Annotated in this window: 14 protein-coding genes; 1 reads left to right on the top strand and 13 read right to left on the bottom strand. The window is 57.1% G+C overall.

Going from position 1 to position 14,879, the window contains the following annotated elements:
- Positions 1–33 precede the first annotated feature (33 nt).
- The 6 genes from ACK2JC_RS24000 to ACK2JC_RS23975 form a co-directional block, all read right to left on the bottom strand.
- A complete protein-coding gene (locus ACK2JC_RS24000; RefSeq protein ID WP_118756199.1) occupies positions 34–1,023 on the bottom strand; it encodes a sensor histidine kinase in 990 nt (329 codons plus the stop codon).
- A complete protein-coding gene (locus ACK2JC_RS23995) occupies positions 1,010–1,696 on the bottom strand; it encodes a response regulator transcription factor (RefSeq protein WP_320936748.1) in 687 nt (228 codons plus the stop codon). The genes ACK2JC_RS24000 and ACK2JC_RS23995 overlap by 14 nt, the downstream gene beginning before the upstream one ends.
- A gap of 30 nt (positions 1,697–1,726) precedes the next feature.
- A complete protein-coding gene (locus ACK2JC_RS23990) occupies positions 1,727–2,179 on the bottom strand; it encodes a hypothetical protein (protein WP_320936747.1) in 453 nt (150 codons plus the stop codon).
- Positions 2,180–2,297: 118 nt separating this feature from the next.
- Entirely contained in the window at positions 2,298–3,662 is a 1,365-nt protein-coding gene (locus ACK2JC_RS23985) for an MATE family efflux transporter (RefSeq protein WP_118756262.1), read from the bottom strand.
- A 154-nt stretch (positions 3,663–3,816) separates the two neighbouring features.
- A complete protein-coding gene (locus ACK2JC_RS23980) occupies positions 3,817–4,779 on the bottom strand; it encodes an SPFH domain-containing protein (protein ID WP_092368158.1) in 963 nt (320 codons plus the stop codon).
- A gap of 27 nt (positions 4,780–4,806) precedes the next feature.
- Complete coding sequence (locus ACK2JC_RS23975) at positions 4,807–5,232, bottom strand: NfeD family protein (protein ID WP_320938072.1); 426 nt, start codon at positions 5,230–5,232, stop codon at positions 4,807–4,809.
- A 219-nt stretch (positions 5,233–5,451) separates the two neighbouring features.
- Here ACK2JC_RS23975 and ACK2JC_RS23970 point away from each other — a divergent pair, with 219 nt between their 5' ends.
- Positions 5,452–6,453 carry an asparaginase gene (locus ACK2JC_RS23970; RefSeq protein WP_092368152.1) on the top strand — a complete coding sequence of 334 codons (1,002 nt, stop codon included), beginning with the start codon at positions 5,452–5,454 and terminating at the stop codon, positions 6,451–6,453.
- 53 nt (positions 6,454–6,506) lie between these two features.
- Here ACK2JC_RS23970 and ACK2JC_RS23965 read toward each other — a convergent pair whose 3' ends face one another.
- The 7 genes from ACK2JC_RS23965 to ACK2JC_RS23935 form a co-directional block, all read right to left on the bottom strand.
- Positions 6,507–6,905, bottom strand: a complete 399-nt coding sequence (locus ACK2JC_RS23965; protein ID WP_368271523.1) for an EamA family transporter — start codon at positions 6,903–6,905, stop codon at positions 6,507–6,509.
- Positions 6,857–7,393: a DMT family transporter gene (locus ACK2JC_RS23960; protein WP_368271522.1), complete on the bottom strand. Its 537-nt coding sequence runs from the start codon at positions 7,391–7,393 to the stop codon at positions 6,857–6,859. The genes ACK2JC_RS23965 and ACK2JC_RS23960 overlap by 49 nt, the downstream gene beginning before the upstream one ends.
- A 291-nt stretch (positions 7,394–7,684) precedes the next feature.
- Entirely contained in the window at positions 7,685–8,443 is a 759-nt protein-coding gene (locus ACK2JC_RS23955) for a DeoR/GlpR family DNA-binding transcription regulator (protein WP_118756202.1), read from the bottom strand.
- Between the two features lie 48 nt (positions 8,444–8,491).
- The gene (locus ACK2JC_RS23950; protein ID WP_320938073.1) at positions 8,492–9,403 is read right to left on the bottom strand and encodes a glycyl-radical enzyme activating protein; all 912 of its coding nucleotides are present in this window, start codon (positions 9,401–9,403) and stop codon (positions 8,492–8,494) included.
- Positions 9,387–11,699 (bottom strand): pyruvate formate lyase family protein, encoded by a 2,313-nt coding sequence (locus tag ACK2JC_RS23945; RefSeq protein WP_320938074.1) that lies wholly within the window; start codon positions 11,697–11,699, stop codon positions 9,387–9,389. The genes ACK2JC_RS23950 and ACK2JC_RS23945 overlap by 17 nt, the downstream gene beginning before the upstream one ends.
- Before the next feature lie 11 nt (positions 11,700–11,710).
- On the bottom strand, positions 11,711–13,627 hold the full coding sequence (locus ACK2JC_RS23940) for a fructose-specific PTS transporter subunit EIIC (protein ID WP_320938075.1): 1,917 nt from the start codon (positions 13,625–13,627) through the stop codon (positions 11,711–11,713).
- Between the two features lie 335 nt (positions 13,628–13,962).
- The gene (locus tag ACK2JC_RS23935) at positions 13,963–14,877 is read right to left on the bottom strand and encodes a PHP domain-containing protein (RefSeq protein ID WP_368271521.1); all 915 of its coding nucleotides are present in this window, start codon (positions 14,875–14,877) and stop codon (positions 13,963–13,965) included.
- Positions 14,878–14,879 lie beyond the last annotated feature (2 nt).

The following is a 14,879-nucleotide window of genomic DNA, read 5'->3' as shown; positions in this document are numbered from 1 at the left end:
TTACAGTTTCGTGACTTTTAGGTGACAGATCCGTCACTTTGGGAAGCGGATGGAGAATACCGCGCCGCCCTGGGGGTGATTCCCCGCGGTGACGGACCCGCCCTGGCCCGTGATAATCATCCGGCAGAGCGCCAGCCCAATCCCGTATCCCGATGCGCCTGCGGTTTTCCCCCGGTAAAAACGGTCAAACAGCCGGGGCAGGTCCTCCGGCTCAAAGCCCGCACCGCTGTCGCGGACGGTTAGCTCGGTAAACAGCGGATTGTCCGAACAGGCGATCTCAATCCGTCCGTTGTCCCCGGCACTCTCCAGACAATTTTTGAGGATGTTTTCCACCGCCTCCGAGAGCCAGCCAAAATCGCCCCAAAGCTCCACGCCCTCCGGCACCCGGACCTGCAGCCGGATTCCGTGCAGCTCCATTGGGATCAGAAGCGGGCGCAGCGCGGCCCGGATGAGTTCGTCCACCGCAATCCGCCGACGCTGAAACTCCACGATTCCAGCGTCCAGACGGGATATCTTCAACAGGGAGGTGAGCAGCCAGTCCATGCGCACGAGCAGCTCCTCCGCTTCCCTGGCCAGGGCCTTGCGCTCCCCCTCCTCCGGGCTGTCCGCCAGCAGCGGCAGGATCAGGCCCGCGGATGTGAGCGGGGTGCGCAGTTGATGGGCGATGTCGGCCAGGGAAGCGGCCAGGTTGGACTTTTCCCGTCTCAGCTCCTGGTTTTGCTCCCGGATGCGCAGGGTCATTTTCGAAATCTCACTGTTCAGGATGGACAGCTCCCCCTCCTCCGCTTCCTCGAACGACAGGTAATCCGCATTGTGGAGCACCCGGTCGATCTGGCCGGAAAGCCGGGCGATGCGCTTGTACCGGTTTCTGGTGAACACAAAAAACGCCGCGCCAAAGGCAACGGCGATGGCGGCGGCAAGGACTGCCGCAGCCGGACTGATGGCAAATCCAGCTGTAACCGCGGCCGCGCTCATCAGGGCAAAGAGAACGGCAAACCTGCGAAACTCCCTATTCCGAAGCATACGCGCCTCCCAACCGGTACCCGGTTCCGCGGACGGTCAGAATGATCTGCGGGCGGGCCGGGTCCTCCTCAATCTTCTCCCGCAGACGCTTGATGTACACGGTCAGCGTATTGTCGTTGACATACTCCCCCGCCGCGTCCCACAGCTCGTCCAGCAGCCTGCCCCTGGTGACAATGACTCTGGGATTGTTGACAAACACCAGCAGGAGCCGGTATTCCAGGGCGGAGAGAAAAACCTCTTCGCCGTTCTTCTTCACAAGACCGCTGGCCGTGTCCACGGAGAGCCCATGGATTTTAAAGACCGCGCCGGAGCGCCCGTTTTTCCGCAAAGCCGCCCTGATCCGGGCCACCAGCTCCCGAGGGCGGAAGGGCTTGATGACGTAATCGTCCGCCCCCATATGAAATCCCGTGACCACGCTGGCCTCATCGTCGGAAGCTGTGAGAAAAATGACGGGAATATCCTCATTTTCCTTGATCTCCGTGCAGACCGCAAAGCCGTTTCCGTCCGGCAGCGAGATGTCCACCAGCGCCAGGTCAAACTGGCTCCCGGCCAGAATCTGGTGGGCTTCCCCGCGGGTAAGAGCGTGCGTGACGCTAAACCCCTCGGCGCTGAGCAAACGTATCAGATTCCGGGCGATTGCCTCATCGTCTTCAACCAAAAAAATCCGTAACATTCCGATTCCTCCCAGGCATGATCCGCCTGCTTATGTTTTGTTTCTTTTGTCAATCTTTGTTTTCGGTTCAAACATGATTCCGATAAAATAATAGCCTTTCGTGGATTCCAGCCCCGCAGTCTCCTTTTGAATACCGGTAAAGCCGTGGGAGTTGGCAAACGCTGCATCATATGGAACACATGTCACATCGACCGTCTCTCCATACCGCTGCTCCAGCAGAGCTTCCAGTTCTCCCTGCGAAAACCCGCTCCGAATGACCACTCCGACCCAGACTACAAACTCCCCCGAGGACTCTTCAATTCCACAGTAGTCCGAGGACTCCAGCACCTCCAGGCCGTCCGTCTGCCCGGCCCCGAAATACCGCTCCCAAAGCGCCTCCTTATACCGGTCGTTGACCCCAGCGCCTATGTCCCGCCGGAACCCGAACAGGGCGCACAGCGCCAGCACCGTGAGTACAATTAAAACACGTTTTGCCCTCTTCATCTCCACCACCACTCCATCCGCGCATTTATAAAAATCGTTAAAAGAAGGGAGCGCCTGTGCCAGCGCCCCCTTCCGGCGGTTACCGGTAAATGAGATTGGAATTTTTTGCTATCTTAATTTAAAATCTCGGTAAGCGGAAATATTTCTTCAAATTAAACCGCCTCAACCGGCTGAAACAGTAGTAATACACCACAAACGCCAGGGATGTGATGGTCCAGGTCAGCGGGTAGCTGAAGGCCGCGGTGAGGATGTGGGGACGTACCGGCAGCGCCACGATAATCCACAGCACACGCACCGCACAGATTCCCACTCCCGTGATCACAAGCGGCATCCAGGCGTCGCCCACGCCGCGCAGGGTTCCCGAGAGCACCTCGATGGCGATATAGGTGATAAAGGTGGGAACCATGAAACGAACCAGCTCCATACTGATCCTCCGCACCTCCGCGTCCTCGGTGAACAGGTCCACCAATAGATAGCCGCCGGTGTACAGCACAACGCCCACGATGGTGGTCAAAAGCACACCGATTCCCATACAGACGCTGGTTCCCTTGCGCACCCGGTCCATACGGCCCGCGCCGTAATTCTGGCCCACAAAGGTGGTGGCGGAGATTCCCAGGGCGCTGATCATCATCCAGAACAGGCCGTCCACCTTGCCGTAGGTGGCCCAGGCCGTCACGTTGTCCGTACCCAGGGTATTGACTCCGGTCTGGATGATCACGTTGGAGACATTGTACATGATGGACTGCATGCCCGCCGGGAAACCGATGCGCACGATCCTGCGCAGCATCCTGCGGTCGATGCGCACTGCCTTCCACACCAGCTGGTAAATGTCTTTGGTCCGCATCAGGCACACCATCACCATGGCCGCGCTGATGCACTGGGAAAGGATCGTAGCCAGGGCCGCCCCCGCCACGCCGATCTTTAAATACGCCACAAAGAACAGATCCAGCGCAATGTTGACAAAGCAGCTGATGATCAGAAAATACAGCGGCCGCTTGGAGTCGCCCACTGCCCGCAGAATACCCGCCCCCATATTGTAGAGCAGGTTGGCCACAGTGCCTACGAAATAGATGCGCAGGTAAATCATGGAGTGCCCCATCACATCGTCGGGCGTCTTCATAGCCACCAGAGCCGGATGAGCGCAGGCAATGCCCACCACCATCATCACCAGTCCGCCGACCACGGAAAACGCCACCGAGGTATGTACCGCCCAGTGCACCTTATCCGCCTTGCCCGCCCCGTAATACTGGGAAATTACCACCGTAGCGCCGCTGGATAAGCCAATAAAAAAACCAACCAGCAGGTTGATCAGCGTGCTGGTGCTGCCGCCCACCGCGGCCAGGGCCTGTTTGCCCACAAAGCGGCCCACCACCATGGCGTCCGCCGTATTGTAAAGTTGCTGGAAGAAAGTTCCAAATAAAATGGGAAAGAAAAAAAGCAACAACTGGCCGAAGATACTGCCATTGACAATCTTGTTGTCCATGGCGGCGCCTCCGGCCTGTTCCTGCAGCTCCGTCCCCTGTTTCGTGGATTGATCGACTGCTTTCATAACACGTTTTCCCTGCCCTGTCATGATAATATTGGTTGGGAGGCGCGTTCATCGCCAACGGCTCTGCCGGCCTCCCGTTAAAATGTTCTTACTTTTCCGGCGTCTCCGCTTTTTCGGTCCCGGCTACCTCGGCGATGGACTTCACCAGACCGGCGATTCCCTGAATCTCCGAGGGGATAATGATCTTGGTAGCTTTGCCGTTGGCCGCCGCCGCAAAGGCCTCCAGGCTCTTAAGCTGCAGCACTGCGTTGTCGGCACCAGCCTCCTTGATAAACCGAATACCGTCGGCCTGTGCCATCTGCACGGTGCGGATCGCCTCCGCCTGGCCTTCCGCCTCCTTGATCTTCTTCTCCCGCTCCGCTTCCGCGCGCAGGATGGCCGCTTCCTTCTCGGCCTGGGCGTTTAAAACCGCGGACTCCTTGTGGCCCTCTGCCACCAGGATCATGGACTTCTTCTCACCCTCTGCTCTCAGGATCGACTCGCGGCGTTCCCGCTCCGCCTTCATCTGCTTCTCCATGGCTTCCTGAATGGCGGCCGGAGGCATAATGTTCTTTAACTCCACGCGGGTGACCTTGATGCCCCAGGGATCCGTGGCGATATCCAGGGATTCCTGCATCTTGGCGTTGATGGTCTCGCGGGAGGTCAGCGTCTCATCCAGCTCCAGATCGCCGATGATGTTTCGCAGCGTGGTAGCCGTCAGGTTCTCGATGGCCTGCAGGGGACGCTCCACGCCGTAGGCGTACAGCTTGGGGTCTGTGATATAGTAAAATACCACCGTATCGATCATCATGGTGACGTTATCCTTGGTGATTACGGGCTGAGGCGGAAAATCCTCCACCTGCTCCCTCAAATCCACTTTTCTGGCCACCCGGTCGATAAAGGGTACCAGAATATGGAGTCCTACGCCGTAGGTTCCCAGATAACCGCCCAGCCGCTCCACCACCAGCGCACGGGCCTGGGGCACGATGCGCACGCAGGATGAAACAATGGCCAGCACGATTACCAGAATGATAATCACCACCAAAAATGTTCCCAGTCCTTCAAAAAACATACTTTTTCTCCTTTCATACCTCTTACATTATGCCTTGACTATCAGCTTGGCGCCGCTGATCGCAGCCACTTCCACCACAGTTCCCGGCTCGAAGATCTGTCCTTCCACCACAGAACGGGCCAGCCAGGTCTCGGCTCCCAAAACCGCCGTGCCGGTGCCGGCCAAATTGTCCACCCGCTCCTTAACCACGGCCTTACGTCCCACCAGGCCGTCCACATTGGTCTTCGTGTCCTTCCCCTTCATAAAGCCGGAAGCCAGGGGACGTACCAGCAGGAGCAGAATAAAAGAAACCAGAACAAACACAATAAGCTGTGCCTTTACGCCCAGTCCCACGGCTGCCACCGCCAGCGCGGCAAGCGCTCCCCCTGCAAACCAGATACTCGCCAGGGATGTGGTCGCCGCCTCCACTCCAAGAAAGACCAGAAACGCGATCATCCAATAGATTACTACCATACAGAATCCCCTCCTTTCACGAAGTTAATTCCATTCTACCATGAAACCTGCTAAAAACCAATGAGTGGATTGCAAACTTCAGGTTTTCGTAATAAATTCAACCGTCGCCACCTCCGGTCCGGTCCGGTTCAGGCTATTGACAAAAACGGAATATCGAATATAATCGCATTGGAACCTACCGGCACACCGTTCTCATTTTACCCTTCAAAGGAGAAATCTATGAAACACATATTGATGTTAGGAACCGGCGGCACCATCGCGTGCAAGCGCAGCGACGCAGGCCTTAAACCGGTGATCACGTCCGAGGAAATCCTGACCTACGTTCCGGACAGCAAGCGCTACTGCGACATCGACAGCCTTCAGGTATTCAATATCGACAGCACCAACATGCAGCCCCGCCACTGGCTGGCCGTCGCCCGGGCTATTGAGGAGCACTACGACCGCTACGACGGCTTTGTGATCTGCCACGGCACGGACACCATGGCCTACACCGCCGCGGCCCTGTCCTACCTGGTTCAGGACTCCCCCAAACCCATCGTGATCACCGGGGCCCAGAAGCCCATCGACATGGAAAATACCGACGCGCGCACCAATCTGGCAGACAGCCTGTTTTTCGCCTCCAACGACCGCGCCCACGGGGTGAACATTGTCTTTGACGGCAAGGTGATCGCCGGAACCCGCGGCAAGAAGGAGCGGACCAAGAGCTACAACGCATTTTCCAGCATCAATTTCCCCTATATCGCAGCCATCCAGGAGGACCACATTCTGTTTTACCTGGACGACAAACCGGAATGCGCTCAGGTGAAATTCTACCACGAGATGAGCTCCGGCGTGGTGCTGTTAAAGCTGATCCCGTCCATGGACGCCTCCCTTTTGGACTATATGGCCGGGCACTACGACGCGGTGATCATCGAATCCTTCGGCGTGGGCGGCCTGCCCTCCTACGACTCCGGGGACTACTACCGGGCCGTGGGCCGCTGGACCGCTCTTGGCAAGACCGTGGTCATGACCACCCAGGTCACCAATGAAGGCAGCAACATGTCCGTCTACGAGGTGGGCAAGAACATCAAGCAGGAATTCGGGCTGTTGGAATCCTACGATATGACCCTGGAGGCGACGGTGACAAAAATCATGTGGATCCTGGGACAGACCAAGGAGCCGGAGGAGATACGCAGGTTGTTTTACCGGACGGTGAACCGGGATATTTTGTGGAAATCATAAGAAACATCCGCCCGCGCCGACACGTTTTTCCGCTGCAGGAAAACGCCGGTGGCTTACGCCGCCCCCTTCGGCTTCAGCTCATTCAGGATGGTGAAGCCCAGGATCATGGCCCCGCCGGCCGCCTGCAGCCAGGTGACGGACTCCGCCAGCACGGTCACCGACACCAGCACGGCCACCAGCGGGTCGATGTAGCTTAGGATCGCCGCCTCCTGCCCCTTCAGGTAGCGCAGGGAGGAAAAGTAAAGGGTGTATGCGATCCCCGTATAGCCGACGCCCACCACCAGGAGGCTTATGAGGCCTTTAGCCGGAAGCTGTGCCAGGTGAAATCCCCCGGTGAGCAGGACATAGGGAAGCAGCACCGCGATGGAGGCCAGAAACTGCAGATAGGTGCGGTTGATTCCGGTCACATTGCGGATTCCCTTGTTGCAGAGCACCACGGTCGCGTAGAACACCGCCGCTCCAAGGCCGAAGAGCACCCCAGCCGTGTCCCCCGCCCCCGCGCCCCCGCGCCCCCGCTGACGCCGATCACCAGCACCAGACCCAGGGTGGACATGACAAAGCAGAACATCTGCCGCCCGGTGAGCCGCTCCTGAAACAGCAGAGGACTGGCCACCGTGACCAGCACCGGCGCAAAATAGTAGCTCAGGGTGGCCAGCGCCACGCTGGTGTACTTGTAAGCCTGGAAAAACAGAATCCAGTTCACGCCCATGGCCGCCCCTGAGAGAAGCAACAGGGGCAGCTCTTTTTTTATGTCCTGGAACCGCACCATGGTCCGGGTCAGAAGCTGCCACACCAGCAGGGTTGCGGCCGCAATCACCGCCCGGTACAGCGCCAGCTCCGCGGAGGGCAGCGGGATGTTCCGCACGAAAATGGAGATGGTGCCAAATACTGCCATTGAGAAGACGATTTCTGCTTTTGCGATCAGACGATTGCGTTCCATTGCGTATCACTCCGTGTGTATTTTTCTTTGGCGGGCCTGCCGGGCGGGTGGCTGCCGGGCCGGGCAGGCCGGGTGGGACCTCTCTCCGGCCGCGGCAGGCCGTATTAATTTATAACATTACTACAAAACAGCGAAAATGTCCATCGGTGTTTTTCCGTCCGCTTTCCGCTCAGTATCCCATCCCGCAAAAAGCGAAAAACCGCCCCTGGCCGGCAAACCCGGCTCCGGGGCGGTGTCGCTCGATTCAATTTTTATTCCCGCCGTCTCTGGAGAACAGCGGACTAACGAAACTTATGGGCAGACCGTAAAATTCTCCGGCATTTCCCCTGCCGGCGCCTGATTCACATATACATTGGTAAATTCTTCCAATTTTGCCCAGGTAAACATCGCCTTGATCCGGTACTTGGAGTCGTCGATCAGCAGATACCGGTTCTGGCTTTTCTTCATGATCTCCTTCTTCATTGTACCGATCTCCATATCAAAAATATAGACCTCCCCGCTCTCCGTGCTCACCCCGTTGGTGCTGAAAAACGCATGGTCGAAGTTAAAGCTGCGAATCATTTCCACCGCCATCGGCCCCGAGCTGAGATCGTAGTCCGGCGAAAAGCGGCCGCCCAGCAAATAGATATCCCCTTTGTAGGTAATGGGAACCTTCTTGATCAGATAAATGCTGGGAGTCACAATCTTCACCTTCCGCGCCAGAAGATGAGGCAGCAAATACACCGGCGTGGTGCCCGAGTCCACATACACGCAGTCCCCGTCCTTCACATTCCGCACCGCCTTGCTGCAAACCGCCGCTTTAGCCTCGGCGCACAAGTTCTCTTTATTCACAGTGGGCACCTCGTTGAAGGCACTTAAGGTATCCGACACCTCCCTGCACATGGCCCCTCCCCGCTCCCTGGTAATAAGCCCCTGTTCCTCCAGCTCAATGAGATCCCTGTTGACTGTGGATTTTGATACGTCCAGTTGATCCATCAATTCCTTTATGGTCACAAAGGACTGTTCTTTCACAATACTCATGATATGATAAAGCCTTTGCTGTGACAGCATATCCATCTCCTCCTTTGTCCATATCATAACAGAGGAGGAAAACACCTGTCAATCCGTCTTTCTTCCCCCCACAGTCACCTCCACCCCCAGCTTCCGGCCCACCGCGCCCAGAGGGTACAGACTCTTGCGGTCCATCATGGGAATCCCCTTCAAACTGTAATCCATGGACAGTTTGTCGTATTTCTCCCGCCCCAGGGTGTGGTACGGCAGCAGATCCACCCGCCGGATTTCCAGCCCGGCTGCCAGGCCGATGATCCGCTCCAGCGTCTCTGCACAGTCGTTAAAGCCGGGGATCACCGGCACCCGGATCACGATCCGGCTGCTATCCTGTCCGGCCAGGAACCGGAGGTTCTTCTCGATCTGTCCCCAGTCTCCTCCCACTACCGTCCGAAGCTTCTCTTCCTCAATATGCTTCACATCATACAGCCAGGTGTCTACATAGGGAAGTGCTTCCTCCAGGCGCTCTGTGGGATACTGTCCCGCAGTCTCCACCGCAGTGTTAAGCCCCTGCTGTTTCAGCAACAGAAGCAGCCTGACCAACTCCCCGGCCTGCGCAAACGGCTCTCCCCCGGAAAGGGTGACGCCGCCTCCGCTCTCCTCATAATAGTCCCGGTCCCTCAGCACCTCCCGGACAATCTCCTCCGCTTCCATCTGTCTGCCCACAAATTCCAGCGCCTCCCCGGGACAGATGTCTGCACAGGCTCCGCATTCCGTGCATATTTCAACACGAAAATGAACCCTGCCGCCCTCATACCGGACCGCGCCCGCCGGACACACCTTCTGGCAGCTGCCGCAGCCCAGGCATTTTCCTGCGGTATGAAACAACTGCCTGGCCGGTTCCCTGGACTCCGGATTGGAGCACCATGGGCAGCGCAGGGGACAGCCCTTTAAGAATACGACTGTGCGGATTCCGTCCCCGTCATGGGTGGCAAACCGCTCAATATTAAATACCCTCATCATACAACTCCCTGCTCAACAGCTCATCCTGTACATCTTTTGTCAAATTGACGAATACCGCACTGTAGCCCGCCACACGCACGATCAGATCCGGGTATTTCTCAGGATTCTTCTGAGCGTCCTCCAAGGCCCCCGGCTCCACCACCGTCACCATCAGCTGGCACCCGCCCCGCTTGAAATAGGTGCGAAACAGGGCCTTGATCTTCTCCCGGTCCTCAGCCATCATCCTGGGCGTGAATTTTATGTTCTGGACGCTGCCGCCGTGATACCTGGCCCGGAAACGGGCCAGGGAATTCAAAACCGCCGTAGGGCCATTTTTTGCTGCGCCTCCCTGCGGGTTATTAGCCGGGTTCATGAACATACCGCTCTTCCTGCCGTCCGCAGAGGCGCTGGTTCTATGGCCCCAGTCCGTGTTGGTCTGGTTGTTGCTGATAACGATCAGATAATATCCCAAGCCCCGGTCAATTCCTCTCCGGCGGATGCCTTTTGCCACGTACTCGAACAGGTCGTTTGCCAAATTGTCGCACGCCTCATGATCGTTCCCGTATTTGGGCGCTCTCCACAGCGCCCGGCGCATGGCTTCATTTTCCGCAAAATCCGTCAGCAGCGCCTGGCTCACCTGCTCCAGAGTGTACTTTCCCTGTTCAAATACCAGGGTTTTAACCGCGTACAGCGCGTCCGAGGCGTTGATATTGCCGTAAGTCTCATTGGTTCCCCCAAGAATCTCAACGCCGCCGTCAAGCAGCGCCTTTCCTCTGCCCACGCAGTCGTCCATCAGGATGCTGGTGAACAGGAAGGATACCTCCCGGTTCATCACCTCGTAGCTGTGGTACTGGGCCTCTGTACTGAGGTCAAAATAGTAGTCCAACAGCCGTTTATAATCGTTATAAAATGCCTCAAAGCTGTGGTATTCCCCCGGCGATGCCAGCTTGACCGGCCCAGCCTTGTATATACCGTCCATGGGATCCACGCCCTGATTCATGGCCATGTTCAACAGCTTCAGAAGGTTTAATAGGGTATTGGGCGTTCCCACGCTTTTGCCCTGTATCACAAACTCCCCGCAGCCAAACGGCACATACTGCTCCGCCGTACTCCGGTTCACCCTCATGCCGTACTCCACCGCTGGAATATTGACCTCGTCGTTGTACAGCGTGGGATAGGTGGCCCCTTCCGCGATGCAGTCGTAGGCCATATCCAGAATATCCTGAGGCGTATCCCGGTACAGGCGCAGGGTAAACTGCGGCTCTACATACCGGGTGTCCCGGCAGACCCGAAGGCAGATTCTGGTGAAGATATCCCCTGCCTCCGGGTCCTCTCTTCCGGCCCCGCCCACAATGATCCTGCCGTTGACCGTGGTTCTCCGGTTCTCGATCAGGCTCCACAGGGATTTCAAATATCTGTAAGCCTCCTCCTGGGTAATCCTGCCCTGATTCAGATCTTCCTTCAAAAAAGTTCCCAGAGCGTCGTCCAGCCTGCCGTAGTTGATGGCCCCGGCGCAGAGCGCGTACAGCCAGAGCAGCTGCAAGGCCTGATGAAACGTCTCCGGCGGATTCTCCCGAATCGCCTCCAGATCCGCCTCCATCAGCTGCAGTTCCCGCAGTCTGGCGGCCCCAGCCCCTTCCAGGGCGGCGCGCGCCAGCTGGCACTGCCTCCTGATTACCTCCTGAAACAGCTCAAGGGTCCCCAGCGCGGCCTGCAAAAAGGAGATGGAACCCCGGTCCGCATCCGTAGCTGCCTCAAGAGCTGATATCCGCGCCCCGATCTCCTTCATCAGTCCGCCCACTCCAAGGCGCATAAGTTTCTTATAGTTCAGCATCATGCCGCTGAGCCTGGCTGTGGCCATCAAGGGATAATCGCAGTCAATGAAACGGCCGGTTGTGGTATCGTTTAACACGTCCTGACAGTAAATGGTTTTCACATCCCACTCCTGCCAGTAGTCGTAGAGACGGTCCACACGGGCCAAATCCCGAGGATCAGACAGCATTTGCTTAAACTCCCTGAGCTTGTGGAACACACAGTAATGCCCAACTCCACCGATACTGGTCACACATCCAAAGCCGATGGGAAGGAAATCCAGGCGGCCTGCGATTAAATCCCTCTCCTCGATGGTGCGAAACAGCGCTGGGTAAATGGTTCTCAGGCATGCTAATTCCCGCTGGGCTTTGTCCAGTCCACCACTTTCCATATGCGCCCTAGTGTAGGCCTCCATGATCTCCAGCTGCTCTTTTGGCGTCTTCTGGCTGGGAATCTTTATACTGACCTCCACATTCTGCTCGCCATCAATATTTATCCTTGCCACAGTCAACACTCCTATCTGCTGTTTTTTAATTTAAGCCGTTTTAATGTCATACAGACCATTGCCGTCACCACCGTTCCAGCAGCCATACAGATCAGTCCCATCAGGGGTTTGTTCACTGCGCCAAGAATCAGTACAATGGGGCCTCCGTGAGCCACGGAATCTGTGATTCCGAAGAGAAACGCCATGGTGCAGGCCACTGCGGAGCCGATCATGTTGGCGGGAATTACCGCCAGCGGGTCCCCGGCCGCGAAGGGAATCGCGCCCTCGGAAATCCCTACCAGTCCCATCGCCAGAGCCGCCTTGCCGTTGGCTGTCTCCTCAGGCAGGAACAGCTGATGCTTTTTGTCCAGGAAGGTGGCCAGCGCCATTCCCAGTGGCGCTACGGGAATCGCCATAGCCTGCGCTCCCATAAACTGGGGCTGGCCTTCCGCGATCAGTCCCACTGAAAACATAAACGCCACTTTTCCGAAGGGTCCGCCCATGTCAAAGCCCTGCATCAGTCCGATCACAATGCCCAGCAGGATCATGCTTCCCGCAGACATGGACTCCAGCATGGAATAGAGCGCAGTCATCAGGGAGGCAATGGGTGCGCCGATGATAAATATAAAGATAAATGCGATAAACAGGGAGCCGGTGATGGGAATAATCATAATCGGCACAAGAGGCCTGATCACCTCCGGCCAATTAAATTGCTTCATCCATCTGACAAAGTAGCCCACCAGCAGCCCTGCCGCAATGGCGCCGATGAATCCCGTACCCGCATCCGCTCCGTAAAAAGAGCCGTTGTTGGCGATCCAGCCGCCGATCATACCGGGCGCTAAAGCCGCGCGGTCGCCAATGGCATACGCGATGTAGCCCGCCAGAATCGGAATCATCATGGTAAAGCCGGCGCTTCCCACAGCGGAAATCTGATTCCAGAAGCTGCCCTCCGGGATCACCAGCCCCTGAGGCGTAGGTTCCCCGCCCACCGCCAGGGAGATCGCAATGAGCAATCCTCCGATCACGACGAAGGGAATCATAAAGGAAACGCCGTTCATCAACGCCTTATAGAGCATTTTACCGCCAGAAGCTGCCTGAGCGGTCCCCTTTTCCGCCACAGGGCTACGCCTCTCTTTTGCAGGTTCCGCCTGTCCCTTACCGTACAGGGGCGCTTTCCCATCCAGCACCATGCGGATCAGTTCCTCCGGATGATCGATTCCCTCCTTCACATTGGTGTTCACCACCCGTTTTCCCCGGAATCGCTCCATATCCGTCTCCTTGTCGCTGGCGATGATGATTCCCTCCGCCCGTTCAATCTCCTCCCTGGTCGGCACATTTTCCGTACCAATGGAGCCGTTGGTCTCCACCTTGATTTCCGCGCCAAGTTCCCTGGCCGCCTTCTCCAGAGCCTTGGCCGCCAGATATGTATGGGCCACGCCCACGGTACAGCCCGTCACCCCGATCAGAAACTTTCCCGTGCCGCCGCGCGCTGCGCCAGCCTTCTCTTCCGTGAGGGCCGCCAGAATCTCCTCCGGTTCTGCCGCGCCCTTAATGCGCTCCAAGCAGGCATTATCCAGCAACCGCGACGTGATACCGCTGAGCAAGGTAATGTGGGTATCATCCGCCTGATCCGGCATCGCGATCAGAAAAATGACCCGGCTGGACGTGCCTTCTCCGCTGAACCGAATCCCCCGGGCCGATGTTCCGATTGCCACGGCGGGCCTTAGCACCGTTTCCGACTTACCGTGGGGTAAAGCCACCCCATTTTCCAAATCTGTGGAAACCTGAGCCTCCCGCTCCAACACATCCTGAATATACCGTTCTTTGTCCTTCAATACCCGCTCCTGAAAGAGCAACTCCGCCAGTTCACGAACCGCCTCATCCCGACTCTCTGCCTGCATATTAACCTTAATCAGATTTGGCGAAAGAAACCTCATTATGTCCCCCATTTTGAATCCTCCTGATCATTATCATATTCTGCGGTTTACATTCTTTTAATACAGCAAATACCTCCGACACATCTGATCTGCCACTTCCCTGCGTTCCCCCCTTTCTTCCTTATTTCAGATGTATAAACTCCGCCGGATCTTATGAATTAACTATATCATCGCCATGATTCACTGTCAACCTTTTTGATTCATTTTAATTCATTTTATTTCTTTATGATTCAAAAAAATCTTAACCGCCAACAAATTTGTCGTCTTTCCCCGGCCTGGGCGGCAAAACAGGGCACGATTCCGCTTTGCCTGCGAAACCGTGCCCTGAGGGTACAATATTTTCAATTTTACACCTGCGGAGGCGGTAAAATGCCGTCTGTTTCCCAGCCACGGCGTTTATCCCCGGGCCACTCCTTCAGATATTCCTCCGTAATATCCAGCTGCCCACGCCCGGTTTCCAGGCTCACGCCCGGCTTGCGGCTGCCGTGGTAGTCGCTGCCGCCGCTTCGCAGCAGGCCGTGCTCCCGGCAGAAACCGTTTAAATCCAGTATCTGCTCCGCCGTAAACGCGGAGTGGGCGCACTCCACGCCGTCCAGGCCGAATTCCCGGACGATCTCCCAGAGCCGCCGCCGGAATTCCGGCGCGTGGGCGTAGATGTACAGGTGGGCAAGAAACGCGATCCCGCCGCTGCGGTGGATCATCTCCACCGCGGTGCGCACATCCGGGTACAGGGGCGCTTCGTCCACGTAGAGGCGGCTCTCCGGGTTGTAAATCTCCTCCCGCGTAAACGCCTTAGAGCTCTGCCAGGTCTCATCGCTGCTGAAAAAGCGGCGGTTCTCCGGAAATTGATTCAGATGGCGCAGAAAGGCTTTCCGGCTGGATTCCTTTGTGGGGTCAAAGGATATTTCCGCCGGGTCAAAGGCCGCTCCCGCCCGGCGCAAGGCCGCGCAGATCAGTTCAAACTCCCGCCTCTGCTTCTCCGCAAAGGTCAGCACATGGCGGGAAAGTTCGACCTCCATGTCCGCCAGCCGGTAGCCGTAGCCCAGGACCTCCACCACCTCGCCCTGGTACATGCAGGTGATCTCAACTCCCGGGATCAGCGTCCCGGAGTATTCCGAAATTCCGCGGCCCCGGTAGGCTGCGACCGTGTTGTGATCCGTGATGGACAGGACGGACAGCTTCATTTCCTCAGCCCGGCGCAGAAGCGCCTCCACGCTGTCGGCCCCGTCCGAACAACAGGTATGGGTGTGCAAATCAATCATGA

The organism is Enterocloster lavalensis (genome assembly GCF_046603895.1).
Lineage (GTDB): Bacteria > Bacillota > Clostridia > Lachnospirales > Lachnospiraceae > Enterocloster > Enterocloster lavalensis.
Note: the sequence above shows the minus strand (reverse complement) of the source record. Positions and strands in the feature narration are given on the sequence as shown.